Annotated in this window: 20 protein-coding genes; 7 read left to right on the top strand and 13 right to left on the bottom strand. The window is 68.2% G+C overall.

What is annotated here, in order from left to right; all coding sequences use genetic code 11:
• Nucleotides 1-61: 61 nt before the first annotated feature.
• Both mnmG and N7367_RS05630 read right to left on the bottom strand, forming a co-directional pair.
• Nucleotides 62-1,951 (bottom strand): tRNA uridine-5-carboxymethylaminomethyl(34) synthesis enzyme MnmG, encoded by a 1,890-nt coding sequence (mnmG, locus tag N7367_RS05635; RefSeq protein WP_279941920.1) that lies wholly within the window; start codon nt 1,949-1,951, stop codon nt 62-64.
• 490 nt (nt 1,952-2,441) lie between these two features.
• A complete protein-coding gene (locus tag N7367_RS05630; protein WP_053517985.1) occupies nt 2,442-2,918 on the bottom strand; it encodes a hypothetical protein in 477 nt (158 codons plus the stop codon).
• Between the two features lie 156 nt (nt 2,919-3,074).
• On the opposite strand from N7367_RS05630, the gene N7367_RS05625 reads away from it, so the two are divergent.
• Together N7367_RS05625 and N7367_RS05620 are read left to right on the top strand one after the other, a co-directional pair.
• A complete protein-coding gene (locus tag N7367_RS05625) occupies nt 3,075-4,037 on the top strand; it encodes a pyridoxal-phosphate dependent enzyme (RefSeq protein WP_279941919.1) in 963 nt (320 codons plus the stop codon).
• A complete protein-coding gene (locus tag N7367_RS05620; protein ID WP_111187213.1) occupies nt 4,034-4,666 on the top strand; it encodes a YdcF family protein in 633 nt (210 codons plus the stop codon). The genes N7367_RS05625 and N7367_RS05620 overlap by 4 nt, the downstream gene beginning before the upstream one ends.
• 162 nt (nt 4,667-4,828) lie before the next feature.
• Here N7367_RS05620 and bioC read toward each other — a convergent pair whose 3' ends face one another.
• The 5 genes from bioC to bioB form a co-directional block, all read right to left on the bottom strand.
• Entirely contained in the window at nt 4,829-5,713 is an 885-nt protein-coding gene (gene bioC, locus N7367_RS05615; protein ID WP_279941918.1) for a malonyl-ACP O-methyltransferase BioC, read from the bottom strand.
• An 11-nt stretch (nt 5,714-5,724) separates the two neighbouring features.
• Nucleotides 5,725-6,504 (bottom strand): SDR family oxidoreductase, encoded by a 780-nt coding sequence (locus N7367_RS05610; protein WP_279941917.1) that lies wholly within the window; start codon nt 6,502-6,504, stop codon nt 5,725-5,727.
• 29 nt (nt 6,505-6,533) lie between these two features.
• Entirely contained in the window at nt 6,534-7,313 is a 780-nt protein-coding gene (bioH, locus tag N7367_RS05605; protein WP_279941916.1) for a pimeloyl-ACP methyl ester esterase BioH, read from the bottom strand.
• An 18-nt stretch (nt 7,314-7,331) separates the two neighbouring features.
• A complete protein-coding gene (bioF, locus tag N7367_RS05600) occupies nt 7,332-8,555 on the bottom strand; it encodes an 8-amino-7-oxononanoate synthase (RefSeq protein ID WP_279941915.1) in 1,224 nt (407 codons plus the stop codon).
• 67 nt (nt 8,556-8,622) lie between these two features.
• The gene (bioB, locus tag N7367_RS05595) at nt 8,623-9,666 is read right to left on the bottom strand and encodes a biotin synthase BioB (protein WP_279941914.1); all 1,044 of its coding nucleotides are present in this window, start codon (nt 9,664-9,666) and stop codon (nt 8,623-8,625) included.
• 203 nt (nt 9,667-9,869) lie between these two features.
• Here bioB and N7367_RS05590 point away from each other — a divergent pair, with 203 nt between their 5' ends.
• The 4 genes from N7367_RS05590 to N7367_RS05575 all read left to right on the top strand — a co-directional run bounded on the left by N7367_RS05590 (nt 9,870) and on the right by N7367_RS05575 (nt 13,180).
• Nucleotides 9,870-11,210: a chloride channel protein gene (locus N7367_RS05590; RefSeq protein WP_279941913.1), complete on the top strand. Its 1,341-nt coding sequence runs from the start codon at nt 9,870-9,872 to the stop codon at nt 11,208-11,210.
• Nucleotides 11,211-11,392: 182 nt separating this feature from the next.
• The gene (locus tag N7367_RS05585) at nt 11,393-12,088 is read left to right on the top strand and encodes a ComF family protein (protein ID WP_279941912.1); all 696 of its coding nucleotides are present in this window, start codon (nt 11,393-11,395) and stop codon (nt 12,086-12,088) included.
• A gap of 58 nt (nt 12,089-12,146) precedes the next feature.
• Nucleotides 12,147-12,698, top strand: coding sequence for an HdeD family acid-resistance protein (locus N7367_RS05580; RefSeq protein WP_053518003.1), 552 nt, complete (start codon nt 12,147-12,149; stop codon nt 12,696-12,698).
• A complete protein-coding gene (locus N7367_RS05575) occupies nt 12,695-13,180 on the top strand; it encodes a hypothetical protein (protein ID WP_279941911.1) in 486 nt (161 codons plus the stop codon). The genes N7367_RS05580 and N7367_RS05575 overlap by 4 nt, the downstream gene beginning before the upstream one ends.
• A 7-nt stretch (nt 13,181-13,187) precedes the next feature.
• Here the strand turns inward: N7367_RS05575 and N7367_RS05570 are convergent, their stop codons facing one another.
• The 6 genes from N7367_RS05570 to N7367_RS05545 all read right to left on the bottom strand — a co-directional run bounded on the left by N7367_RS05570 (nt 13,188) and on the right by N7367_RS05545 (nt 20,450).
• Complete coding sequence (locus N7367_RS05570; RefSeq protein ID WP_279941910.1) at nt 13,188-14,975, bottom strand: MFS transporter; 1,788 nt, start codon at nt 14,973-14,975, stop codon at nt 13,188-13,190.
• A gap of 102 nt (nt 14,976-15,077) precedes the next feature.
• Complete coding sequence (locus N7367_RS05565) at nt 15,078-16,193, bottom strand: amidohydrolase family protein (RefSeq protein ID WP_279941909.1); 1,116 nt, start codon at nt 16,191-16,193, stop codon at nt 15,078-15,080.
• On the bottom strand, nt 16,190-17,083 hold the full coding sequence (locus N7367_RS05560) for a DeoR family transcriptional regulator (RefSeq protein WP_269203146.1): 894 nt from the start codon (nt 17,081-17,083) through the stop codon (nt 16,190-16,192). The genes N7367_RS05565 and N7367_RS05560 overlap by 4 nt, the downstream gene beginning before the upstream one ends.
• The gene (locus N7367_RS05555; protein WP_279941908.1) at nt 17,001-18,335 is read right to left on the bottom strand and encodes a D-tagatose-bisphosphate aldolase, class II, non-catalytic subunit; all 1,335 of its coding nucleotides are present in this window, start codon (nt 18,333-18,335) and stop codon (nt 17,001-17,003) included. The genes N7367_RS05560 and N7367_RS05555 overlap by 83 nt, the downstream gene beginning before the upstream one ends.
• 17 nt (nt 18,336-18,352) lie before the next feature.
• Nucleotides 18,353-19,291, bottom strand: a complete 939-nt coding sequence (locus N7367_RS05550; RefSeq protein ID WP_053518015.1) for an ROK family protein — start codon at nt 19,289-19,291, stop codon at nt 18,353-18,355.
• The gene (locus N7367_RS05545) at nt 19,284-20,450 is read right to left on the bottom strand and encodes an SIS domain-containing protein (RefSeq protein WP_180877107.1); all 1,167 of its coding nucleotides are present in this window, start codon (nt 20,448-20,450) and stop codon (nt 19,284-19,286) included. Before N7367_RS05545 ends, N7367_RS05550 begins: the two co-directional genes overlap by 8 nt.
• A gap of 322 nt (nt 20,451-20,772) precedes the next feature.
• Here N7367_RS05545 and N7367_RS05540 point away from each other — a divergent pair, with 322 nt between their 5' ends.
• Nucleotides 20,773-24,126 (top strand): TIM-barrel domain-containing protein, encoded by a 3,354-nt coding sequence (locus N7367_RS05540; RefSeq protein WP_279941905.1) that lies wholly within the window; start codon nt 20,773-20,775, stop codon nt 24,124-24,126.
• Nucleotides 24,127-24,128: the final 2 nt, after the last annotated feature.

Below are 24,128 nucleotides of genomic sequence, written 5' to 3'. Positions count from 1 at the left end.
ACGATGATACGCGGGCCGCTGCGCTCGCCGGGCATGGCCCAGCGCCACCGTCGATGCTGCGTTACGCCACGCGTCCGCGCCGTGCACGCTCCAGGTGCACCAGCAGCAGCGAGATCGCGGCCGGCGTCATGCCGGGGATGCGCTGCGCCTGGCCAATGGTCTGCGGACGCACACGTTCCAGCTTCTGCAGCACTTCGGCCGACAGGCCACGCACGCTGGCGTAGTCGAAGCCTTCAGCGATCGGTGTGGCTTCGTGCCGCTGCTGGCGCGCGATCTCGTCGCGCTGGCGGTCCAGGTAGCCGGCGTATTTCACGCCGATCTCGACCTGCTCGGCCACCTTGCCATCGGCCACTGCCGGGCCGAGCGAGGGCACCTGCATCAGCTGCGCATAATCCAGCTCGGGGCGCTTGATCAGGTCGAGCACATTGGTTTCGCGGCTGACAGTCACCCCCAGCGTGTCCTGCACTTCGCGGCCCAGGGCATTGGCCGGGGTCGCCCACAGCGCCCCCAGCCGCGCACGTTCGGCGGCTACGGCAGCCTGCTTGGCCTCGAACGCCATCCAGCGCCGATCATCGACCAGCCCCATGTCGCGGCCAACCGGAGTCAGGCGCTGGTCGGCGTTGTCCTCGCGCAGCTGCAGCCGGTACTCGGCGCGGCTGGTGAACATGCGGTACGGCTCGTTGGTGCCGTGGGTGATCAGATCATCCACCAGCACGCCCAGATACGCTTCGTCGCGGCGCGGGCACCAGCCATCCAGGCCGCGCACCTGGCGGGCCGCATTGAGGCCGGCCAGCAGGCCCTGCGCGGCCGCCTCTTCATAACCGGTGGTGCCGTTGATCTGGCCAGCGAAGAACAGGCCGTTGACCAGCTTGGTTTCCAGCGAAGCCCTCAGTCCGCGCGGATCGAAGAAGTCGTACTCGATGGCGTAGCCGGGGCGGGTGATGTGCGCTTTCTGGAAGCCCCGGATGCTGCGCACCATCTCCAGCTGCACGTCGAACGGCAGCGAGGTGGAGATGCCGTTGGGATAGATCTCGACGATGCCCAGCCCCTCAGGCTCGACGAAGATCTGGTGGCTGGCCTTTTCGGCGAAGCGCACCACCTTGTCCTCGATGGAGGGGCAGTAACGCGGGCCGATGCCTTCGATCTGGCCGCTGTACAGCGGCGAGCGGTGCAGGGCGTCACGGATGATCTGGTGGGTCTGCTCGGTGGTATGGGTGATCCAGCAGCTGACCTGCTGCGGATGTTCGTCCACCGAGCCGAGGAAGGACATCACCGGCCGCGGCGTGTCACCGGGCTGCTCGTCCATCACGCCGTAATCCAGCGAGCGGCCGTCGATGCGCGGTGGCGTGCCGGTCTTCAGGCGGTCGACCTGGAACGGGCGCTCGCGCAGGCGTGCGGCCAGCGTGGTGGCCGGCGGATCGCCCATGCGGCCGGCGGCGTACTGGGTCGGACCGACGTGGATCTTGCCGGCCAGGAAGGTGCCGGCGGTCAGCACCACCGCCTCCGCATCGAAGCGCAGGCCGGTCTGGGTGATGACGCCGCGCACGGCGTCGCCCTCGATGACCAGATCATCGACGGCCGCCTGGAACACGGTCAGGTTGGCCTGGCCCTCGACGAGGGCGCGGATCGCCATGCGGTACAGGTTGCGGTCGGCCTGGCAGCGGGTGGCGCGCACCGCCGGACCCTTGGAGGCATTGAGCGTGCGCCACTGGATGCCGGCGCGGTCGGCGGCATGCGCCATCGCCCCGCCAAGCGCGTCGATCTCCTTGACCAGATGGCCCTTGCCGATGCCGCCGATGGCCGGATTGCAGCTCATCGCGCCCACCGTTTCGATGTTGTGGGTCAGCAGGAGGGTGCGCACGCCGGTGCGGGCCGCGGCCAGCGCGGCCTCGGTGCCGGCGTGGCCACCGCCGATGACGATGACGTCGTAACGATGGAAGGAGTGGGTCATGGGGGCGGAGTCGATGGGGGCGGGCGCGGCCGGAGGCGGTGCCGGGGTGGCGATTTTAGCGCCATTCGGCAGGGCGACGCCCGGAGAAGCCAGGGCCGGACGAAATTGACCCTAAAGTTGGCAGGATTTTTGCAGATAACCCAATAGCACCCATCGTGGCTGGCGCCGAAGGCGCCCGTGACCGGAATTGGAACAGGGGCCGGTACAGGCGCACGATGGGGGAGCAGAGGGCCGGCAGTCGGGGGACTGTCCGGCCCTGTTTTTCTTCGCGGAAGGCTTCCGCAAAAACAGACGGCCCCGCATTGCGGGGCCGTCTGCCTTCAGAGGTGCCGACATCCGACAGGGCCGGAACAGGGGGGATCCAGATGTTCCTGTCGGATATCGACGTAGAGCTTTCCGCGACGGCCCATACCGCTTCTTGTCACTTTGTGACGCGGGCCGTCACAACCGCTTTAGATTGCCGCTTGGACCGTGTGAAATGCAAGACGGTTCAGCGCTCAAGTGTGCGCTGCGTCGCACGATCCATGTTGCGCCAGGGGGAACCGTTCATCCTGGGCGCACTCGGTGCCGGCGCCGGGCGGGCCGGCGGTGCCGGGCGCTGCACGCTCGGCTGCGGCGGGCGTCGCATCGAGTCCATGTTCCGCCACGGTGAGCCGCCATTGTTCTCGCGCGGCGGACGCGGCGGACGGTTCTCGCCATTGCCCGGCGGGCGCGGTGGCGGGCGGTGATTGTGCGGTGGACGATAGATCGGACGCGAGTAGTACGGGTAGCCATAGCCGCCGTAATAGCCGCCATAGCCTCCGTAGTACGGGCCGTAGTTGTAGGGATAGCCGGCGGGGTAGCGGTACTCCACCGACGGCGCACCGTGGTAGTAGCTGCCGCTGCGGCCACCGCCGACATAGTCGTAGGTGGTGCAGCCGGTCAGGGCCAGCAACAGGCCACCGGCAAGCATCAGGCGCGTTTTCATGTGGGTCCCCCCAGAACGGGTGTGCAGTCAGCTTCGGGCGTGGGCATTGAATCGGCCCTTAATTCCACCACCCAGGATGAATGGCGGCGAAGGCCTGCATGCTGGCATGACCTGTGCCGGGGTCGCCAGCACGAGGGCATACGTTAATCTTGCGTCATGAGCGATTCACTGTTGCCCCGTGCCGAAGATGTCCTGGCTGCCGCCGCGAGGATCGCGCCGCACGCAAGTGTGACGCCGGTGCTGCGCTCGCGCACCCTCGACACGCTTGCCGGCGCACGCCTGGCCTTCAAGGCCGAGCACCTGCAGCGGGGCGGCGCGTTCAAGTTCCGGGGCGCCTGCAACGCCGTCTGGTCGCTGTCGGACGAGCGCGCCGCACGAGGTGTGGTCACCCATTCATCGGGAAATCATGGCGCGGCCCTGGCGCTGGCGGCACGGACGCGGGGCATTCCCTGCCATGTGGTGGTGCCCGAGGGCGCTGTCGCCGCCAAGCTGGCCAACATCGCGCGCCATGGAGCCACGCTCTGGCGTTGCGCGCCGACCATTGCCGAGCGTGAGGCCACCTGCGCCAGGGTGCAGGCCGACACCGGTGCAACCCTGGTGCACCCGTATGCCGATCCGGCGGTGATGGCAGGGCAGGGCACCGCTGCGCTGGAACTGCTGCACAGCGACGGGCCGTTCGACGTGCTGGTGGTGCCAGTGGGCGGTGGTGGCCTGGCCAGCGGTACTGCGCTGGCGCTGCAGCTGGCCGGCCCGCAGACCCGGCTGGTGCTGGCCGAACCGGCTGGTGCCGACGATACCGCCCGCTCGCTGGCCGCCGGCGAGCGGCAGGGCGCGTTCACCCCCGATACCGTCTGCGATGGCCTGCGCACCCTGATCGGTGCGCCCAACTTCGCGCTGCTGCGTGCTGCCGGTGCGGAGGTCATCGTGGTCGACGACGCCGCCACCCTGGCTGCGATGCGCCTGCTGTGGGAGGTGCTCAAGCAGGTGGTTGAACCGTCTTCGGCGACGGTGCTGGCGGCGGTGCTGTCCCGGCCGGAACGGTTTGCCGGGCAGCGGGTGGGCCTGGTGCTGTCCGGTGGCAACGTCGATCTTCCCGCCCTGCGCTGGGGCATGCCTTGAGCCGCGGCCGGCACCGCGAGCGTACCGGCCTGTTCGGTTGGGCGTGGCGGCTGTTCGTGCTGCTGGTGATCTGGCTGCTGGGCGTGACCGCATGGATCGTCTGGGTGGGAGAGCGTGATCAGGCCGCCCAGGCCGATGCGATCATCGTGCTCGGTGCCGCCGCCTATGACGCCAAGCCGTCGCCGGTCTTCGAGGAGCGCATCCGTCATGGCCTGGACCTGTACGAGGCCCGGTATGCGCCGCTGCTGATCTTCACCGGGGGGTATGGCGGCAGCGGCGCCCGCTTCTCCGAATCGCAGGTGGCGCGGCGCTATGCGCTCAAGCACGGCGTTCCGGACGATGCGATCCTGATTGAAACCGCCTCGCGCAACACCGTGCAGAATCTGATCGAGGCCAAGCGGCTGATGGACCAGCGCAACCTGCACCGGGTGATCATCGTCAGCGATCCGCTGCACATGGCACGCGCGCTGCGCCTGAGCCGGGCGCTGGGCATCGATGCGCTGGCGTCATCGACGCCGAGCACCCGCTTCCGCAGCTTCCACACCAGCTGGCGTTTCCTGCTGCAGGAAATCTATTTCTTCCATCGCGATCTGGTGCGGCCACCGCTGAGTTCGCCGGCCAATACCTGAGCGGCTGCCGCCTGCTTTGGGTGGGTGCCGACCTTGGTCGGCACAACCTGCCAGATCGCGATGCCGCAGGCATTGTGCCGACCAAGGTCGGCACCTACCAGAACGGATTCCGTGCATGAGTCGGTAGTCGCCGACCTTGGTCGGCGCATCACCCGTGATCGATCAGGTCTGCTTGCGACGGATCGGAATGGCCGACACCGGTACCGAGGCCACGTCGTGGCCGCCCTCGCGGATCGGCGCGCCCGGGTCCGGTGCCCAGGCATGGGCATAGATCACTTCCCAACTGCTGGGCAGCGTGCCATCGGCAAGGCGCATCGGCTCGTAGGCGGCCGCCGCAGCGGCGAAGCGCCCGCGGCCGGTCAGCGTATGCCGACGGTCCACCCGTGCATTGGTCGCGCCCATCGCCCGCAGTTCGCGCATCAAGGCGGGCAGATCCTCGTAGGTCAGGGTGAACAGGTCGCGGTCCAGCACGGGGTCGCGGAAGCCGGCCATCATCAGCGCGTCGCCGAACTGTGCGATCTGCGCGAAACGGCTGACGTGCGGGCGATCATCGGCAGCAGCGAACGCTTCGTTGAGCTCGATCAGGGTTTCCGGTCCGAAGGTCGAGCACAGCAGCAGGCCGCCGGGCTTGAGCACGCGGCGGAAGCCGGCGAACACCGCAGGCAGGTCGTCCACCCATTGCAGGCAGAGATTGCTGAAGATCACATCCACACTGTTGTCGGCCAGCGGCAACGCCGCCGCATCGGCGCACAGGCGCTGGAAGGGCTTCCACCACCCGGCCTGGCGCCTGGCCTGATCGAGCATCGGCAGGGCGATATCCAGCGCGATCACCTGTGCCTTCGGCCAGCGCTTCTTCATCAGTGCGCTGGCATGGCCGGTACCGGCACCGATGTCCAGCACCACCTCGGGCCTGCGTGCCTCCAGGTAGTCCAGCGATTCCACCAGCCGTGACTGCACTTCGCGCTGCAGGGCAGCGGCGGCGTCGTAGCTGCTGGCGGCGCGGGAGAACGCACGGCGCACATGGCGGGGATCGAAGTGGGACGGCATTGCAGGATCTCTCAGAACGTACCGGGGTAGGCGCCGCCATCGATCAGCAGGTTCTGCCCGGTGATGTAGCCGGCCTGTGCGCTGCACAGGAAAGCGCAGGACGCGCCGAACTCGTCGGCGGTGCCGAAGCGGCCGGCGGGGATCTGCTGGCGGCGGCGCTCGGCGATCTCTCCGGCATCGCCATCCTTGCCCGCGCTGTGGGCGAAGTTGGCGCGCAGGCGATCAGTGTCGAACTGGCCAGGCAGCAGATTGTTGAGGGTGACGTTGTGGGCGACCGTGCGCCGCGACAGACCGGCGACGAAGCCGGTCAAGCCACTGCGCGCGCCGTTGGACAACGCCAGGATGTCGATCGGTGCCTTCACCGCCGACGAGGTGATGTTGACGATACGGCCGAAGCCGCGTTCGATCATCGCGTCCACGGTAGCGCGGATCAACGCGATCGGCGCCAGCATGTTGGCGTCCAGTGCAGCGATCCAGTCGTCACGCTCGAAGCTGCGAAAATCGCCCGGCGGCGGCCCGCCCGCGTTGTTGACCAGGATGTCCACCTGCGGGCAGGCGGCCAACGCAGCGGCACGTCCGGCTTCGGTGCTGACGTCGGCAGCGACAGTGCGCACCTCACCGGCGCCGGGCAGTGCGCGAAGATGCTCGGCGGCGGCCTGCAGGGCTGCCTCGCCGCGCGCAACGATCACCACGTTCACGCCTTCGCGCACCAGTGCGCGCGCGCATCCCAGGCCCAGCCCCTTGCTTGCACCGCAGACCAGGGCCCAGCGGCCCTTGATACCCAGATCCATGCGTCAGCCCTGCGCAGTTCGAAGGAACGTCATTGTCCGTCATCCGCCGGTGTCAGGCCGGCAACGAAGCGTTGCAGGACGGCGGCCACTTCGTCGGCGTGGCCGAGGAAGGGGGCGTGGCCGCCGTGAGCGATGGTCAGCGCCTGTCCGCCGGGCGCGAGCGCCGCTGCAGCCTGTATGGCGGCCGGTGGCACCAGCCTGTCGCGTTGACCGGCGATCCACAGGCTGGGCTTGCCCAGTGCCGGCAGGGCGCCGCGCAGGTCGGTGCTTTCCAGCAGCTGCAGACCCTCCCGCAGGGCGCGTGCGGTCGGTGCACCGCGTTCCACCAGGCGCTGGCGCAGGGTGCGCAGTTCCTCGCGGGCGTGCGCCGAACCCATTACATCCAGGGCCAGGAATCGTTCCAGCGTGCCACCGAAATCGCCGGCCAGCTCACGGCCGAACTGCTCGAACACGGCCGGCTCCACCGCATGCGGCCAGTCGTCGCCGCGCACGAAGCGGGGCGTGGCAGCGATCATCGCCAGTCCCCGCACTTTCGGCAGGGTCGCCGCGGCATGCAGTGCGAACAGCCCGCCCAGCGACCACCCGCACCACGCCGCCGGTGGCGTGGCGGCGGCGATCGCGTTGACCACGAAGGGCAGGCGCAACGGCGTGGTGTCCCCGCGGCTGTGGCCGTGTCCGGGAAGATCGACCAGGTGCAGGGTGAACTGCTGCGCCAGGCGCTGGACCAGCGGCGCGAACACACCGCCCTGCAGGGCCCAGCCGTGGATCAGTACCAGGTCCGGCCCCTGGCCGGCGACTTCGATATGCATGCGGAAACCAGCCGAACCTCAAGCCAGGGCCGGCAACGGCGGTGGCGCGGCCTCGCGCGGCGTGATCAAGAGGCGATCACGCGCGCTGGCGATGGCCTCGACCAGCCCCCGCACCTGGTCTGCCGTGTGCAGGGCAGAGAGGGTGACGCGCAGGCGTGCCTTGCCTTCCGGAACGGTCGGCGGGCGAATCGCTCCGACCAGCCATCCCGCCTGCTCCAGCGCCTTGGACAGCGCCAGTGCGGTGTGGTCATCGCCGCACAGCAGGGGCTGGATCGGTGTCTCCGATGCCATCAGGTCCAGCCCGTGGCGGCGCGCTTCGCCGCGGAACAGTGCGATCAGGTCGACCAGCTTGGTGCGGCGCCAGTTGTCGCGGCGTGCCAGGCGCACTGCTTCCAGTGCCGCCGCCGCCAGCGCCGGCGGCATCGCGGTGGTGTAGATGTAGGGGCGGGCGGTTTCGGCCAGATGCTCGATCAGGTCTTCGCGGCCCAGCACCACCGCGCCGGCGCTGCCCAGCGCCTTGCCCAGGGTGACCAGTTGCAACGACACGTCGTCCACGCCCAGACCGGCGGCCGCCACCGTGCCCCGGCCATCGCCGACCACGCCAACGCCATGTGCATCGTCCACATAGAACAGTGCCTGCTGCAGGCGCGCGACCAGTGACAGTGCGCGCAGCGGCGCGACGTCGCCGTCCATGCTGAAGACACCATCGGTGGCCAGCATCGCTGCGCCATCGGCTGCGTGCCTGAGCTGGCGCATGGCCCCTTCCGCATCCAGGTGCGGATAGCGGCGCAGGCGTGCGCCCGCCAGCCGCGTGGCATCGAGCAGACTGGCGTGATTGAGCTTGTCCTGCACGCAGACGTCGTTCTCTTCGCTCAGCAGCGCCTGCTGCACCGCCAGGTTGGCGGCAAAACCGCTGCCGAACAGCAGTGCGCGCGGGTAGCCCAGCCACTCGGCCATTTCGCGTTCCAGAGCATCGTGCATCGCGTGGTGGCCGCAGACCAGGTGCGATGCGCCGGCCCCGGCGCCTTCGCGGGCGGCCGCGTCCTGCAATGCATTGACCACGCTGAACTGCTGGGCCAGGCCCAGATAGTCGTTGCTGCAGAAGCCGGTCAGCCAGCGGCCTTCCACTTCCAGGCAGACGCCATCGCGGCGGGTGACCGTGCGCCGTGGGCGGCGACGACCTTGGGCATCGCGCAGCGCGCGCTGGTCCTGGATGCGGGCGGTGAGGTCGGGGCGGGCCATGGCGGCGGGAGGCGGCGACGGGGCGGCTAGGGTAGCGCGTTGCCGCGACGCCTGCTCGGGCCCCGTCTCAGGCTGCGTGAGCGCAGCCGCAGCCGGGTGCAACGCTGCCGATAACGGCATGTACGGTACCGCCGTGGTCGTGGCCCTCGGCGTCCACCTGCACCGCCATCGGCTGCAGGCCCAGCCGCGCGAACAATGCCAGATCGCGCTCGCTTTCCGGGTTGCCGGTGGTCAGCAGCCTGTCGCCATAGAAGATGGAGTTGGCGCCGGCCAGGAAGCACAGCGCCTGCAGTTCGTCGCTCATCGCCTCGCGGCCGGCCGACAGGCGCACCATCGAACGCGGCATGGCAATGCGTGCCACCGCGATCATGCGCACGAACTCGAACGGGTCCAGTTCGGCACTGCCGTGCAGCGGCGTACCGGCCACCTGCACCAGTCTGTTGATCGGCACCGAATCCGGATGGGCCGGCAGCGTGGCCAGGGCCAGCAGCAGTCCCACGCGCTGCGCCCGCGTCTCGCCCATGCCGACGATGCCGCCGCAGCAGGTCTTCAGGCCTGCATCCCGCACGTGCTCCAGCGTGTCCAGGCGGTCCTGGTACTGGCGGGTATGGATGATCGAGTCGTAATAGTCCGGCGCGGTGTCGAGGTTATGGTTGTAGTAGTCCAGGCCTGCGTCCTTCAGTGCCCGTGCCTGGTCGCCACTGAGCATGCCCAGCGTGGCGCAGGTTTCCAGGCCCAGTGCCTTCACCCCGGCGATCATCGCCGCCACTTTCGGAATATCGCGATCCTTCGGCGACCGCCAGGCCGCGCCCATGCAGAAGCGCGACGCACCGGCAGCCTTGGCCTGGCGCGCCTTGGCCAGCACCGCTTCGGTGTCCATCAGCTTCTGTGCGTTGACGCCGGTGCTGTAGCGCTGGGCCTGCGGGCAGTACGCGCAGTCCTCCGGGCAGCCGCCGGTCTTCACCGACAGCAGCGTGGAGACCTGCACCCGGGCGGGGTCGAAGTGCTCGCGATGGACCGCAGCGGCGCGGAACAACAGGTCGGTGAGGGGGAGTTCGAACAGCGCCTGCAGTTCATCGTGTTGCCAGTCGTGGCGGATGGCAGTGGCCATGGCGGGACCCGGGTACGAGTGGAGCGAGGGCGGCAGTGTGGGTAGCGCTGAAGCTTCTGTCAACCAATTACATTGATTTCTAGTTTACATTGCGACCCGCTGATCAGACTGGAGCGGATGGACCGCGTTTCACCGTTTCGTGCAAGGCAGCCGGCCACAGTAGCCACTGCCCTACGGAAGCGCTGGCGCGCAGACTCTGTCCCATGACCGATCTCCATCGCCTTCGCGGCCGCATCAGCGCGCTGGTCCTCAGTGAGGCTTGGCGCCGCCGCGCCGCACTCTGGGGAGGTGCCGTGGCGGTGGCGCTGGTGGCCATCCTGTTTGCCAAGGCCAGCGACGCGGCGTTCCATCTGTTCCAGCGCATCACTGCGCATTCGCCGTGGTGGGCGCTGCTGCTCACGCCAGGCATCTTCGCGCTGCTGGCATGGCTGACCAGCGGCGTACTGAAGCCTACCCGCGGCAGCGGCATTCCCCAGGTCATCGCTGCGCTGGACAAGTCGGATGCCTCGTTCCGCGCGACGAATCTTTCACCGGCGGTATCGGCCGGCAAGCTGCTGCTGACGTCACTGTCGTTGTTGGGCGGTGCTTCGGTCGGCCGCGAAGGTCCGACCGTGCACGTGGGTGCAAGCCTGATGTACCTGTTCGGTCGTTGGTTTGGTTTCAAGGACCCGCGTGAGCTGTCGCACTTCCTGCTGGCGGGCGGCGCTGCCGGCATCGCGGCAGCCTTCAATACCCCGTTGGCAGGCATCGTGTTCGCCATCGAGGAACTCAGCGGCCGCTTCGAGCACCGGTTCTCGGGCACGCTGCTGACGGCGGTGATCGTCGGTGGCGTCGTATCGCTGGGTCTGCTGGGCAACTACACCTACTTCGGCCATGTTTCGGCGCGGCTTCCGCTGGGCCAGGGCTGGCTGGCGATCCTGCTGTGCGGTGTGGTGGCGGGATTGCTGGGAGGACTGTTCGCGCGCGCCGTACTGGCGAGCGCGGCAGGCCGTCCGCGCTGGCTGGGGCAACTGCGCCAGCGCCATCCCGTGCTGTTGGCCGCCGGCTGCGGCCTGGTGGTGGTGGCGCTGGCGATGCTGTTTGGTGAAGGTGCGTTCGGCACCGGCTACGAACAGGCGCGCAGCCTGGTGCAGGGTCACGCGCTGGTGGGTCATGAGTTCGGGCTGATGAAGCTGCTGGCCAATCTGGCCTCCTATGTGGCCGGTATCCCCGGGGGCCTGTTCTCGCCCGCGCTGGCGGTCGGTGCCGGGTTGGGCCACAACCTGGCGGTGCTGATGCCCGGCGTGGATCCACGCGCGTTCGTGCTGCTCGGCATGTGTGCGTATCTGACCGGCGTCACCCAGGCGCCGCTGACCTCCGCCGTGATCTCGCTGGAACTGACGGACAGCGGTGACCTGCTGCTGCCGATTCTGGCCACGGTACTGATTGCCCGTGGGGTATCCGGTCTGGTGTGCCGAGTGCCGATCTATCGTGGCCTGGCCGAGCTGCTGATGGTGCCTGGCCCATCGGCCGATGCCACGTCCGTCGATCCCGGTCGAAAGTAGGTGATCCGCGTACGTGCCCGGCAGATGCTGCCAGGGAGAGGCGACCGGCAGCCACCCTGGCAGGCCATGCAGTAGGGGCATGGTGGGTCATGCCCGTCGGCACACGATGACGGGCATTTCACCGACCCATGTCTGGTCCGTCCGCCGATGGCGTCGCTGCCTGCCATGCGCGAGCCTGCGGCATGCGCATCGTCCACCGCATTGTCGCCGGGGCCCCGTTGCAGCGGCTGCTGCGCCTGCTGATTCCGCTGCGCTGCCTGGTCTGCAACGACCCGGGTCACGACGAGCTGGATCTCTGTCCAGCCTGCTACGCCGGACTGCCGTGGTCGGGTCGCGCCTGCCTGCGCTGCGCGCTGCCGCTGCCGGATGCGGCCCTGATCGTCTGCGGCAGCTGCCGCGAGGAGGCACCACCGCAGCTGGCCACGCACGCAAGCCTGCTGTACCTGCCGCCGGTGGACCAGCTGCTGGTGCGCTACAAGTTCCATCAGGACCTGGCGGCCGGACGCCTGCTCGCGCAGCTGATGCAACGCGCGCCGCCGCCCTGGTCGTGCGCGCCGCTGGTGCCGGTGCCATTGCATGATCGGCGCCTGCGCCAGCGTGGTTACAACCAGGCCGCCGAACTATGCCGGTTGCTGCCGATGCCGGTCTGGCAGGGCCTGTACCGTCGCCGGCATACGGCACCACAGTCCGAACGCACGGCCGAACAGCGCAGGGACAACCTGTTCGACGCCTTCGATGCACATGCGCCGGTGCCGCCGCGGCTGACCGTGGTCGATGATGTGATGACCACCGGCAGCACCGTGATGGAAATCGCTGAGACACTGCGCTGCGTGGGTGCCGCAGAGGTGCGCGTGTGGGTCTGCGCACGGGTTCCGTGATCGCCCTCTTCATCGCCAGGGGCTAGGATGAAGCCGATTCCGGATCGAAGGAGTGGTCATGAATTCCCCCTTGTCTCCCCTGTTGTCGGCGGTCGGTCGCAGCTGGTGGATCCTGCTGCTGTATGGCCTGGTCGCACTCGGCTTCGGCATCATCGCGATCGGCTGGCCGCTGTCGGCGGCGACGGCCCTGGCCTGGACGCTGGGCGTGATGGCCATCATCGAAGGTGTCATCAGCCTGTTCGCGCTGATCAGCGGTGGCAGCGGTGCCTCGCGTGGCTGGCTGGCGCTGTATGCCATCGCCTCGCTCGGTTTCGGCATTCTGGCGGTGATCAATCCGCTCGCCACCGCCAGTGTGCTGGTGCTGTTCCTGGCGGCGTGGCTGCTGGTGGCCGGCATCTATCGCATCGTGTACGCAATCCGCGTGCGCAGGCAGATCCAGGGCGAGTGGTTGCTGATACTCAGTGGTGTGCTGGCGGTGGTGCTGGGCCTGCTGTTTGCGGCCAATCCCTACGCGGGCGTGGCCGTGACCACGCTGTGGATCGGCATCGGCAGCCTGCTGTATGGGCTGCTGCAGGTGCTGGTGGCATTCAAGCTGAGGAAGCTGAAGTGAGGCGGGCGGGTTCGTTTCTGCTGGTCGCGGTGCTGGGCCTGGCCGGTTGCATGCCCGGCGCAACAGCGGATGCGGAGGCTGGCAGGGATCATGCGCCGCGTCCGGGCGTGGATGTGCGTCTGAGCGCAGTCGATGCTGCCGGCAATGGCACACCGGTGCAGTGGCAGGGTGAAACACTCGCGCTGCGCGAGCCACCGATTGCCGGCAGTGCCGACATCGCCGATGTCCGTTACGTGCTGGACCAGAGCCAGCAGCCCGGCCTGCAGATCCGCTATCGCAAGGAGGCACAGCAGCGCATCCACGATGGCACGGCCGCACTGGTGGGAAAGCGGCTGGCGATCAGCGTGGATGGCCGCGTGCTGACGGTGGCGACGGTGAGTGGCCCGTTCGGCGAATCGATGATGTTGAGTGGCCTGCCCAGCGTGGCCGAGGCGCAGGAACTGGCATGGCACATCACCGGCCAGCGGGTGCCGGCGCCCTGAACCCTGCTCAGCGCTGCCTGGTCGCGAATCTGGCCTCGATTTCCTCCAGCGACCTGCCCTTGGTTTCTGGCAGCCAGAACGCAGCCACCAGGAAGAACACGAATGTGCATGCCGCCCAGAACAGGAACATGCTGGCGTAGCCATAGTGGCCCACGGTCGGCAGGAAGAGCGCGGCGATGGTGGTGGACACGAACTGATTGATCAGCAGCGCGATGCTCATGCCATTGGAGCGGATCCGGTTGGGCATCAGCTCGGACAGTGCCAGCCATACGCAGACGCCAGGGCCCACCGCGAAGAAGGCAACGAACACGAGGATGCAGGCGGCCACCGCCCAGCCGTGGGCGGGCGTTGGCACCGGTCCGATCCGCGCCTGCTCGATGCGCAGCGGTGCGTGCGCTGCGCCGGCCGGATCTGCGAACGGATTCAGGTGCAGGGTGCGGAAGAAGGCGCCGATGACGCTGTCCGGCTGCACGGTGCCGGCACGGTCGATGCGCAGCTCGCGATCGATCAGGTTGTCACTGCGAAGTGCGCGCACGTTGGTAAAATCGCCATAGGCGTAGGACACGGTCAGCTGCATCGGACGGCCTTCGCTGTCGATGCCGTCAGTGAGGCGTTGCCACTGTGCCTCGTCCAGTACCAGATGCAGGCCATCGCCGCTGGCTGCGGCCTGCAGCTGCGGCTGCACATCGGCGCGGCCGCGTTCGGCCTGGAAAAACAGGGTGGCGGCGGCCAGCAGCGCCACGCAGATACCGCCGCTGCCGAGCATCAGCAGGAACTTGCGGCCCTTGCGATCGACCAGCAGCAGCGCGACCACGGTCATCACCGCATTGAGCAGCTTGATCGCCACGTCGGCGCCATTGGCCACCGAACCGGACAGGCCCGCCTGGTTGAGGATGTTCACCGCATAGGCGAGCACCGAGTTGATGCCGGTGGCCTGGGTGCAGGCCAGGACCACGCAGGCCAGCACGAACGGCACCACGTAGCGGCGGCTGAGCAGCGGATCACGCCTGCCGTTCGTGCCACTGGATTCCGGTGCCTGGATGCGCGCGAGCGTGGGCTCGACCTCGGCGGCGGGCAGCACCCGCAGCAGGCTGCGACGGGCGTCGTCCACCCGACCACGGCGGACCAGCCAGCGCGGCGACTCCGACAGCCAGAAAATGCCGGCACAGAACACCAGGCCCGGCGTCAGGCAGCTCCAGAAGATGGTCCGCCACGCATGGTCCTTCACGGCGAACAGTTCCTGCGCCTGCTGTGCCAGCGGCAGCGAGCGCACGGTTTCGGCAGCGGCATCCACGGCCTGGGCGTGGTACAGGCCGATCAGCGCCGCCAGCACGAGTCCGATGGTCAGCAGCAGCTGGAACATCGCTGCACCCCGGCCACGCCGCTCCGGACTGAGCACCTCGGCCAGGTACAGGGGTACCACCACTCCGATCAGGCCGCCGCTGATGCCCTGCAGCAGTCGGCCCAGCAGCAGCGGCGTGTAGCCCGAAGCGAGCGCCATGATGGGAATGGAGGCGGTGAACAGAACGCCAGCCAGCAGCATCGCGCCGCGGCGTCCGATCAGGTCGGCCACCATGCCGGCAAACAGTGAGGACAGCACACTGCCCAGCAGAACGGCTGCAACGACGAATCCCAGCTGCTGGCTGCTGAGCTGCCAGGCCTGGCTGGCGGTCGCTTCCAGATAGGGCAGGGCACCGGCAATGATGCCGATATCGATGCCGTACAGCAGGCCGCCGAGGCCGCCGATGAAGAGCAGATAGCGTACGGGCCAGCGCGGAGCGGTGCTTGCAGTCATCGGCAGTTCCTGTGGTAGCGCCGGGCCCTGCCCGGCGGCGGTTCTTCGCAGATTGCGTTCTGTGGCGCCGCGCCATGCGTGGCTCTACGGCAGGGACGTTGCTCAGTGCAGCTCGACCACCCGGCCACCCACCACCACCTGCTGCAGGCGCAGTCCAGCGTCCAGCACCACCAGATCGGCGCGGGCGTCGGGCGCGATGCGACCGCGATCGCCCAGGCCCAGGTAGTCGGCCGGGAACGTGGAAACGCGCTGCGAGGCGTCGGCCAGATCCAGGCCGACACGCATCAGGTTGCGCAGTGCCTGGTCCATGGTCAGCGCGCTGCCGGCCAGCGAACCGGTCGCCAGCCGCACGCAACCGCCACACTTGTGCACGCGCTGTTCGCCCAGCGCGTACTCGCCATCCGGCATGCCGGTGGCGGCCGTAGCGTCGGTCACCGCGTACAGGCGCGGAATCGCGCGCGCGGCCAGGCGGATCACGCCGGGATGGATGTGCTGCAGGTCGGGAATGATCTCGGCGTAACGTGCATGGGCGAGCGCCGCCGCCGCGATGCCCGGGCGATAGTGATCGACGCCGGTCATGCCGTTGAACAGATGGGTGAAGCCGGATGCACCCGCCTGCAGAGCGGCTACACCTTCTTCGTAAGTACCCGCGCTGTGGCCGAGCTGGACACGGATGCCCATCGCCGAAAGCGCAGGAATCAGCGCCGTGTGTTCGCCGATCTCCGGCGCCAGCGTCATCACCCGGATCGGTGCCAGCGCATGCAGCTGCTGCACCAGCGCCAGCGTCGCCTCGATCGTACGGTTGGGCTGTGCGCCCAGGCGCTGAGGGCTGATGAACGGCCCTTCCAGATGCACGCCGGCGATGCATGCGGCCTCGTCGTCCGGTGCTGCCATGGTGGCGGCCACGCCCTGCAGGGCGTACTCGATCTCGTCCAGGCCGGCGGTCATGGTGGTCGCCAGCAGGGTGGTGGTACCAAAGCGCAGGTGGGTGCGGGCGATGGTGCGGGCGACGTCGCCGCCCTGCATCAGGTCTACACCGGCAGCGCCGTGCACATGCAGATCGATGAAACCGGGAAGGATCACCTGCAGCTGCGGGTCATCACCGCCGCTGTGGTCGTCCACCTGCAGCTGGTGCACATGCGAGTCGAAGTGGACATGGCCACGTCGCCACCCCAGCGGGGTGAGGATGCGGCCATGCAGGGAACGGGTGTCGGTCATGCGGGCGGCTCGGCGATGATCACTTCGATGCCCAGCCGCTGCAGGCCCTCGCGGGTTGCGTCGTCGATGCCGGCGTCGGTGATGACGGTATGGATCTGATCCAGGCGGGCGATGCGATGCAGGCTGACACGGCCGAACTTGGAGGCGTCGGTCAGCACGACGATGCGCCGCGCGCGCTCGACCATGCGGTGGTTGAGGCGCGCTTCCGCCTCATCGTGGGTGGTCAGGCCGAACTGCAGGTCCAATCCGTCCACGCCCAGGAACAGGGTGTCGAAGCTGTAGGAATTGAGGCTGGCCTCGGCCTGGCTGCCCTGCAGCGACAGCGACTGCTGACGCAGCAGCCCGCCCGTCAGCAGCACATTGATGCCGGCAGCATTGGCCAGTTCCCACGCGATGTTCAGGCCATTGGTCATCACCGTCACATCGCGGCGGCCACGCAGATGGCGGGCCAGCGTCATGGTGGTCGAACCGGAGTCGATGATGATGTTGTCACCGGCCTGCACCAGGTTCGCCGCGCAGGCGCCGATGGACTCCTTCAGGGGCAGATTCAGCGCATCCTTTTCATGGATGTCCTGCTCCTGCGGAGGCGTGCGCACCAGATTGGCGCCACCGTGGGTGCGGTTGGCCAGGCCCTGCGACTCGAAGTGGGTCAGGTCGGCGCGGATCGTCACCGCGGACACGCCGAAGCGCTCGACCAGATCGGCCACCTGCACCGAGCCGTGCTCGATCAGCAGCTGCAGGATCTGTTGCCGGCGGGAGCGGGTGTTGCGCATGGCGGAGTCTCGGGTCTGCTGTGAGGGGTAGAGATTAGCCGTTCGCAGCAATGCCGGCAGCGGATCGTGTTTCCTGACCGCGTTTGCCTGCCTGGTTGGCGCTGCAGGCGCGGGCATACTCGCCCAGACACTGGCCGATGCGGTGCTGCACCAGGGCCGTCGGCGTGTTGGCCAGGCGGCCGTCACGCACGGCGCGGTACTGCTCCGGCAGGTACTGGCTCAGTAGCACCAACGGTGGCGTGTGCTGCTCCAGGTTGGAGAGCAGCGTCTGCACGGCGCGCAGCAGTGCCGGTTCGCCCCAGTAGTAGCGGCAGCGGTCACTGAAGGAATAACTGCGCAACAGGCGCAGTGTCGCCTCGTCACCCTGGTAGTAGGGCTGCCAGTACTTCGGCTGCGCCACCATCACCTCCTCCAGCACCTGTGGCAGGCGCGAGCACTGCGCAGCCGGCAGCAGCGCCTGTTCGATCGCTGCCAACGCGAACAGCGCCTCACGATAGGCGAAGGTGGCGGCGGGGCCGACCTTGAGGATCGCGAAATGATCGCGGACCAGCGCATGCAGTCCGCTTTCGCGCTGGTAGTCGGTGGAGTGCGCCTCGAACACGATGCGCGGCTGCTGCTCGAGGAAGTCGGCCAGCGCGTTGGCGGCGACCGGGTCGTACTCGTGCACGCTGCTGTGATCGAAGTCAACGCCCGGCTGCACCACCATCGCGATCACGCGCTGCCAGGCATCGCGCAGTTCGGGGGTATCGAATGCCTGCTGGTGGATGGCCAGGGTCTGCGCGGCGGCTGCCGGCGTGGTCACCTGCAGGCCACCGGCCAGCGAGGCTTCGCCGCCGGGAACGGGCACTTCGGTGCCGATCACGTACACCGGCGCCGGCAGGTCGAGCCGGGCAGCCGTGCGCTCGGCGATCGTCGCCAGTTCCGACGAACGCGCGGCCACGGTGGCATCAGGCAGCGGCACCGGATCGTCGGCGCAGGACATGCTGCAGTCCAGATGGATCTTGTGGAAGCCGGCGGCCACGTAGGCTTCGATCAGCACGCGCGCGTGGGCCATCGCTTCGGCGGCGGGGCGCTTCTGCCAGGCGTTCGGACCGAGGTGGTCGCCGCCCAGGATCAGCCGCGTGCGCGGAAAGCCTTCCTCATCCGCAAGCGTGCCGACATAGTCGCGGTACTGCGGCGGCGTCATGCCGGTGTAGCCGCCGAACTGGTCGACCTGGTTGGAGGTGGCTTCGACCAGCAGCACCGTGTCGTGTGCCAGTGCCACGTGCATGGCCGCGCGCAGCACCTGTTCGTTGCTGCAGCAGACGCTGTACAGGCCCACATTGTGGCCGGCGCGGTGGGAGGCAAGCAGGGTCTGCAACGGGGACATGGTCATGCTCCGGACAATCAGGAAAACGAGGGTTGGCAGGCAAGCAGCGCGGCACCGCGGGCGCCACCGGCATCGCCGAAGCGCGGGGGCACGATCGGCGGCACCTGCACGCCGTTGAACAGATGGGCAGCGATTGCCGCCGGCAGCTGCTGGTACAGCGGGGTGTACTGCGAGAGGCCGCCACCGAGCACGATCACATGCGGGTCCAGGGCCAGCACCAGCGCAGCGAGGCTGTGGCCGAGCAGGTCGCGGTGGATGTCCAGCGCGCTGCGTGCACGCGCATCGCCGCCTTCGGCCAGTGCGATCACCGCACTGGCATCGACGGCCGCGCCGCCCAGGTGGCGTTCGATCATCGCCAGGCCGCTGCCGGATACATAGCGCTCAACGCAGCCCTGCAGGCCGCACGCGCAGTCGATCAACGGCAGGCCGTGACGCTGCAGCAGGTGGCCCGGCACGCTCCAGTGCCCCCATTCCCCGGCCAGGCCGTTGAAGCCGGACAGCAGGCGGCCCTGCAGGCAGAAGCCGCCACCGGCGCCGGTGCCGAGGATCGCGCCGAACATGCTGGGGTAGCCGTCGGCTGCGCCGCCATGGGCTTCGGACAAGGCGAAGCACTGCAGGTCGTTGCCGAAATGGAGCGGACGCTGCAGGCGTGCCTGCAGGTCGGCCGCCACACTGTGGCCGGTCAGCGCCGGCACGTTGGCACTCAGCTGGCGGCCCGTGCGGCGGTCACGCACGCCGGGCAGCGCGATGCCGATGGCCGCATCGTTGCGGCCCAGTGCGGCGTCGGCGTCGGCGACCAGCGCCACCACCGACCGCAGAAAGCCATCGTAGTCACCCTGCGGAGTGGCCACCCGGCGGCGCCAGGTGACCTGCATCGCCGCATCGCACGCCACCAGCTCGATCTTGGTGCCGCCGATATCGATGCCGTAGCAGGCATGGGCGATCAACTCAGCCATGGTGGATGGTGACACCCTTGACCACGCGGTTCACCGTGCCGTCGGGGAACGGATTGTCCGGGGTCAGCCCCAGCGCGGCCGAGCGCTGCAGTGCGAACAGCTGGCCGAAGGCCAGCCACACCGGCGCCAGCCAGGGATCATCCAGAACCGGCTCCAGGACGGGTATGGCGAGGGTGTAGTCATCGTCGGCACCGATGTCCGAATGCGGGCCGATGGCCAGCACCTGGCCGGCCACGCCGTCGCGGCGCAGCTCGTCCAGCAGGTCCTGTTCGTAGCGGCGTGCAAGCGGCTGCACGCTGCGCAGCACGATCACCAAGGTGCTGCCATCCAGCGTGGATTTCGGGCCGTGGCGGAAACCGAGCGGCGTGTTGGCCAGCGCCAGCACGCGGCCGGCGGTCAGCTCCAGCACCTTCAGCGCGCACTCGCGCGCCAGCGCTTCCAGCGGACCGCTGCCCAGATAGATGACGCGGTTGAAGGGGCGCTGTGCCAGCGCGGCCACCGGTGCATCCCACTGCGCCTGGCCTTCGCGGGCCAGCGCAGCGAGCTGCGTCAGGCGTGCCACCCGCGTCTGCCACGGTGAGCGGTCGAACACGGTCAGCGCGGCCAGCAGCATGCAGGTCAGGCTGCTGGTCATCGCAAAGGCGCGGTCGCAGCTGGCCGACGGCATCAACAGGGTGCAGGTATCGGCACGGCCGGCACCGCGCCGGGCCAGTTCGCCATCAGCGTTGCAGGTGATGTCGAGGAAGCGTGCGTCATCCACGTCGCTGCGCACACGGTCCACCGCTGCCACGCTTTCCGGGCTGGAGCCACTGCGGCCGAACGAAACCAGCAGGGTGGGGCGGTCGCGTTGCAGATACAGCGCCGGATGGGTCAGCAGGCTGGTGGTATGCACCACACGGACGTCAGCGGCCCACTGCGCGTTGATCGCATCGGCCACCATCTCGGCGATGAAGCCGGAACTACCGGCGCCAGTGAACAACACGCGCTGATCGGGATTGTCGAGGCGGTCGCCCAGGAAGGCCTGCAGGCGTTCGCGGGCCTGCAGCAGATCCTGTGCAAGCGCGTCCCACAGTGCTGGCTGCTGGGCGATTTCAGTAGCGGTATCGGCTCCGCCCCGGCGCTGCCAGGCGGACACATCGGAAAGCAGGGTGACGTCCATTCGGAGGTTCCAGTTGGGCCATCGCACGATCTGCGTTTTCTTTCGAAATGTCAAATACCGAAAGCAAAAAGAAAGATAAAGAGCGCTTGGCGTTTCTGGTAGACCGCAATCGTCCAAAACGAAAGGAATCGAAGAATGCCGTATCGCACCAAGCTTAACAGGGGGGTGCAAGCGATTACACAAAGTACTGCGCCGCATCACCTTTCGTTTCAGTCGAACTTATCTTACTTTTTGCTTTCCATTTGTTGACATCTTTCGAATCCCTGCCCTAGAGTCGGCCCAACCGCTTTCGAAACGCCCGGTGAACGGGTTGGGAGTCCGCGTGGAAATCTGCATTCGTCGCTCGCCGCTGATGCTGGCCCTGTTGCCGGTACTGCTGCTGGCGTCCATGTCGGCCCACGCCGAACCCATCGGCAACCTGCGCTCGGTCACCGCCAGCAAGGCGGGCACGCCCGCCTGGGACCTGCAGACCGACACCGGCGCGCGTGTGCGCATCGAACTGCCGGCTGCCGACATTGTCCGTGTGCAGGCGGGGCGCAAGGGGGTACTGACCGGAGCCGGCGACAAGGCCGCGCCGATCGTGCTGCCCCAGCCCAGTGCCGACGTGCAGGCACAGCTGGAAGAAGATGCGCAGGAGATCCGTCTGCGCACCGGCGCACTCGTGCTGCACGTACAGCGCCAGCCGCTGCGCCTGCGGTTGGAGCGTCTGGACAATGGCCAGCCCACTGCGTTGTGGCAGGAGCTGCAGCCGCTGGACCTGGATGCTGCACAGAGCGTGCAGGTACTCTCGTCGCAGCCCGACGAAGGTTTCTTCGGCGGCGGCCAGCAGAACGGCCGTTACCAGTTCAAGGGACGCGAGCTTGAGGTGTCCTACTCCGGCGGCTGGGAAGAGGGTGATCGACCGAGCCCGGCGCCGATGCTGCTGAGCAGCCGCGGCTGGGGCATGCTGCGCAATACGTGGAGCGACGGCAGCTACGACCTGCGCCAGCCCGATCAGTCCACCCTGCTGCATCGCGAAGATCGTTTCGACGCCTACTACTTCGTCGGTGCCGATCTGCCGGCATTGATCGAGCGCTACACGCAGCTGACCGGCCGCCCCAACATGGTCGCGCGCTGGGCGCTGTCCTATGGCGATGCCGATTGCTACAACGACGGCGACAACGCGAAGAAGCCGGGCACCGTGCCTGAGGGCTGGAGCGATGGCCCGACCGGCACCACGCCTGACGTGGTCGACAGCGTGGCCAAGCAGTACCGGGCACACGACATGCCCGGTGGCTGGATCCTGCCCAACGACGGCTATGGCTGCGGCTACAAGCAGTTGCCCGAGACGGTGAAGGGTCTGGCCGGATACGGCTTCCGCACCGGCCTGTGGACGGAGAACGGTGTCGACAAGATCGCCTGGGAAGTCGGCAAGGCCGGCAGCCGTGTACAGAAGCTGGATGTGGCCTGGACCGGCAAGGGCTATCAGTTCGCGATGGACGCCAACCGCCAGGCGTTCAATGGCATCGTCGACAATTCCGATTCGCGTCCCTTCCTGTGGACGGTGATGGGCTGGGCCGGCATCCAGCGCTACGCGGTTGCCTGGACCGGTGACCAGAGCAGCAGTTGGGATTACATCCGCTGGCACGTGCCGACCCTGGTCGGCTCGGGATTGTCCGGCATGGCCTATGCCAGTGGCGATGTCGATGCGATCTTCGGCGGCAGCGCCGAGACCTACACCCGTGACCTGCAGTGGAAGGCCTTCACTCCGGTACTGATGGGCATGAGTGGCTGGTCGTCGAACGCGCGCAAGCACCCGTGGTGGTACGACGAACCCTACCGCAGCATCAACCGCGATTATCTGAAACTGAAGATGCGGCTGACGCCGTACATGTACGGGCTGGTGCACGACGCTGCGCAGACCGGCGCGCCGCCGGTGCGTGGGTTGATGTGGGATTACCCGCGCGATCCGCACGCGCAGGACGAAACCTACAAGTATCAGTTCCTGCTTGGCCGTGATCTGCTGATCGCACCGGTCTACCGCAGCCAGGCGGCCAGCCGTGGCTGGCGGCGCGACATCCATCTGCCGGCCGGTGGATGGATCGACTACTGGGACGGCCGCCGCGTGCAGGCCAGCGCCGAGGGCCGTCAGCTCGACCGCCAGGTCGACCTTGCCACGCTGCCGGTGTTCGTGCGCGCCGGGGCCATCCTGCCGATGTATCCGTCGATGCTGTTCGATGGCGAGAAGCCGCTGGACGAGGTCACCTTCGATCTCTATCCGCAGGGCGAATCGCAGTACACGCTGTACGAAGACGACGGCAACACCCGCCGCTACCAGCAGGGCGAATCGAGCACGCAGCAGATCCGCGTGCAGGCGCCGGCACAGGGCAGTGGCCCGGTCCAGGTGCAGATCGCGGCCGTGCAGGGCACCTACCAGGGCCAGCTGGCGCAGCGTCGCTACGGCCTGCGCGTGTTGAGCCGGCAGGCCCCGCGCGCAGTGCAGGCCGGCGCCCGTGTGCTGCCCGCGCTGGCCGACGCGGCAGCCTTCAACGGTGCCGACGAAGGCTGGTACTTCGATGCCCGTGAGCGTGGCGGCACCGTCCATGTGCGTACCGCCACGCAGGATATCCGCCAGCCACTGCAGGTGCAGCTGGACTTCGCCGTGACCGCCGCCGCTGCGGACGATGCATATCCGGCCGCGCCGGTGCTCGGCCGCGAGCTGCCGGCCGACAGCCTGCTGGTGGTCAACCGCCCGGCGGAAGAGCCTGGCCATCCGCTGGAGAACGCGTTCGACGATGACCCGGCCACCTGGTTCCGCAGCGTGCGCAACCAGGCCGTGCGCACCGGCGCCCACGAATGGGTGGTCGGCTTCGGTGAGCGCCGGATGATCGACGGCATCGAGCTGGCGCCACGCAACGACAAGAACTGGAAGCATGGCCAGGTCCGCGACTACGAGGTGTACCTGGGCGACAGCAATGGCGAATGGGGCGAGCCGATCGCCCGGGGCCGGCTGCAGTTGAAGGAAGGAATGCAGCGCATCGACTTCCCCGCACACGCGGGTCGCCTGCTGCGTTTCCGGGTGCTGAGCGTGCAGAACCCCGAAGGTGACGGCGCCAGCAGCACCGACCCGATGGTCACTGCGGCACAGGGCAGCGCCCGCGCGTTCGACGCGTTGCAGCCACGCGATGTCGGCCCGATCGCGCTGTCCACCTTCCACATCCTCGAGCACCAGGAACCGGAGCGACCGGCCCGGCAGCGCTATCTCTCCGAGCTGCCGGTGCCGGCCGCGCTGGCCAGCCAGGTGCGCGCCGACCAGGCGTTCCGTGGCGAGGCCGGCATGCGCATGAACGGCCTGCAGTTCCGCCGTGGCCTGGGAGTGGGCGCGAACAGCCGCATCGACCTGCGTCTGCAGGGCGGCTGGCGTCTGCTGCGTGCGGATCTGGGCATCGATGATGCCTGCCGAAGCGCAGGCGGCCTGCAGTTCCAGGTCTGGGGCGACAACCGCCTGCTCTACGACAGCGGCCTGGTGAAGGCGCCCGGTGTGGTCAAGCCGGAGCTGGACATCCGTGGCCTTACCACCCTGAGCCTGCGCACGCTGGGTGCGCAGGGCAGTCAACCCGCCCAGGTCTGTGCCAACTGGGCCAACGCCGTGCTGATCGGCCAGGAGGGCGACTCCGCCAGCATCGTCGCCCCATGACC

It is taken from the genome of Stenotrophomonas sp. GD04145 (genome assembly GCF_029835135.1).
Classification (GTDB): domain Bacteria; phylum Pseudomonadota; class Gammaproteobacteria; order Xanthomonadales; family Xanthomonadaceae; genus Stenotrophomonas; species Stenotrophomonas maltophilia_P.
This window is presented reverse-complemented; position numbering and strand designations above follow the sequence as displayed.

What these genes read in the sequence shown, in the direction of transcription:
- N7367_RS05565 (WP_279941909.1), bottom strand. Translation starts at nt 16,193, where the DNA reads ATGACCGACACCCGTTCCCTGCATGGCCGCATCCTCACCCCGCTGGGG.
- N7367_RS05625 (WP_279941919.1), top strand. Translation starts at nt 3,075, where the DNA reads ATGAGCGATTCACTGTTGCCCCGTGCCGAAGATGTCCTGGCTGCCGCC.
- mnmG (WP_279941920.1), bottom strand. Translation starts at nt 1,951, where the DNA reads ATGACCCACTCCTTCCATCGTTACGACGTCATCGTCATCGGCGGTGGC.
- N7367_RS05610 (WP_279941917.1), bottom strand. Translation starts at nt 6,504, where the DNA reads ATGGATCTGGGTATCAAGGGCCGCTGGGCCCTGGTCTGCGGTGCAAGC.
- N7367_RS05545 (WP_180877107.1), bottom strand. Translation starts at nt 20,450, where the DNA reads ATGGACGTCACCCTGCTTTCCGATGTGTCCGCCTGGCAGCGCCGGGGC.
- N7367_RS05560 (WP_269203146.1), bottom strand. Translation starts at nt 17,083, where the DNA reads ATGCCCGCGCCTGCAGCGCCAACCAGGCAGGCAAACGCGGTCAGGAAA.
- bioF (WP_279941915.1), bottom strand. Translation starts at nt 8,555, where the DNA reads ATGGCCCGCCCCGACCTCACCGCCCGCATCCAGGACCAGCGCGCGCTG.
- N7367_RS05555 (WP_279941908.1), bottom strand. Translation starts at nt 18,335, where the DNA reads ATGTCCCCGTTGCAGACCCTGCTTGCCTCCCACCGCGCCGGCCACAAT.
- N7367_RS05550 (WP_053518015.1), bottom strand. Translation starts at nt 19,291, where the DNA reads ATGGCTGAGTTGATCGCCCATGCCTGCTACGGCATCGATATCGGCGGC.
- bioH (WP_279941916.1), bottom strand. Translation starts at nt 7,313, where the DNA reads ATGCATATCGAAGTCGCCGGCCAGGGGCCGGACCTGGTACTGATCCAC.
- bioC (WP_279941918.1), bottom strand. Translation starts at nt 5,713, where the DNA reads ATGCCGTCCCACTTCGATCCCCGCCATGTGCGCCGTGCGTTCTCCCGC.
- N7367_RS05590 (WP_279941913.1), top strand. Translation starts at nt 9,870, where the DNA reads ATGACCGATCTCCATCGCCTTCGCGGCCGCATCAGCGCGCTGGTCCTC.
- N7367_RS05580 (WP_053518003.1), top strand. Translation starts at nt 12,147, where the DNA reads ATGAATTCCCCCTTGTCTCCCCTGTTGTCGGCGGTCGGTCGCAGCTGG.
- N7367_RS05630 (WP_053517985.1), bottom strand. Translation starts at nt 2,918, where the DNA reads ATGAAAACGCGCCTGATGCTTGCCGGTGGCCTGTTGCTGGCCCTGACC.
- N7367_RS05585 (WP_279941912.1), top strand. Translation starts at nt 11,393, where the DNA reads ATGCGCATCGTCCACCGCATTGTCGCCGGGGCCCCGTTGCAGCGGCTG.
- N7367_RS05570 (WP_279941910.1), bottom strand. Translation starts at nt 14,975, where the DNA reads ATGACTGCAAGCACCGCTCCGCGCTGGCCCGTACGCTATCTGCTCTTC.
- bioB (WP_279941914.1), bottom strand. Translation starts at nt 9,666, where the DNA reads ATGGCCACTGCCATCCGCCACGACTGGCAACACGATGAACTGCAGGCG.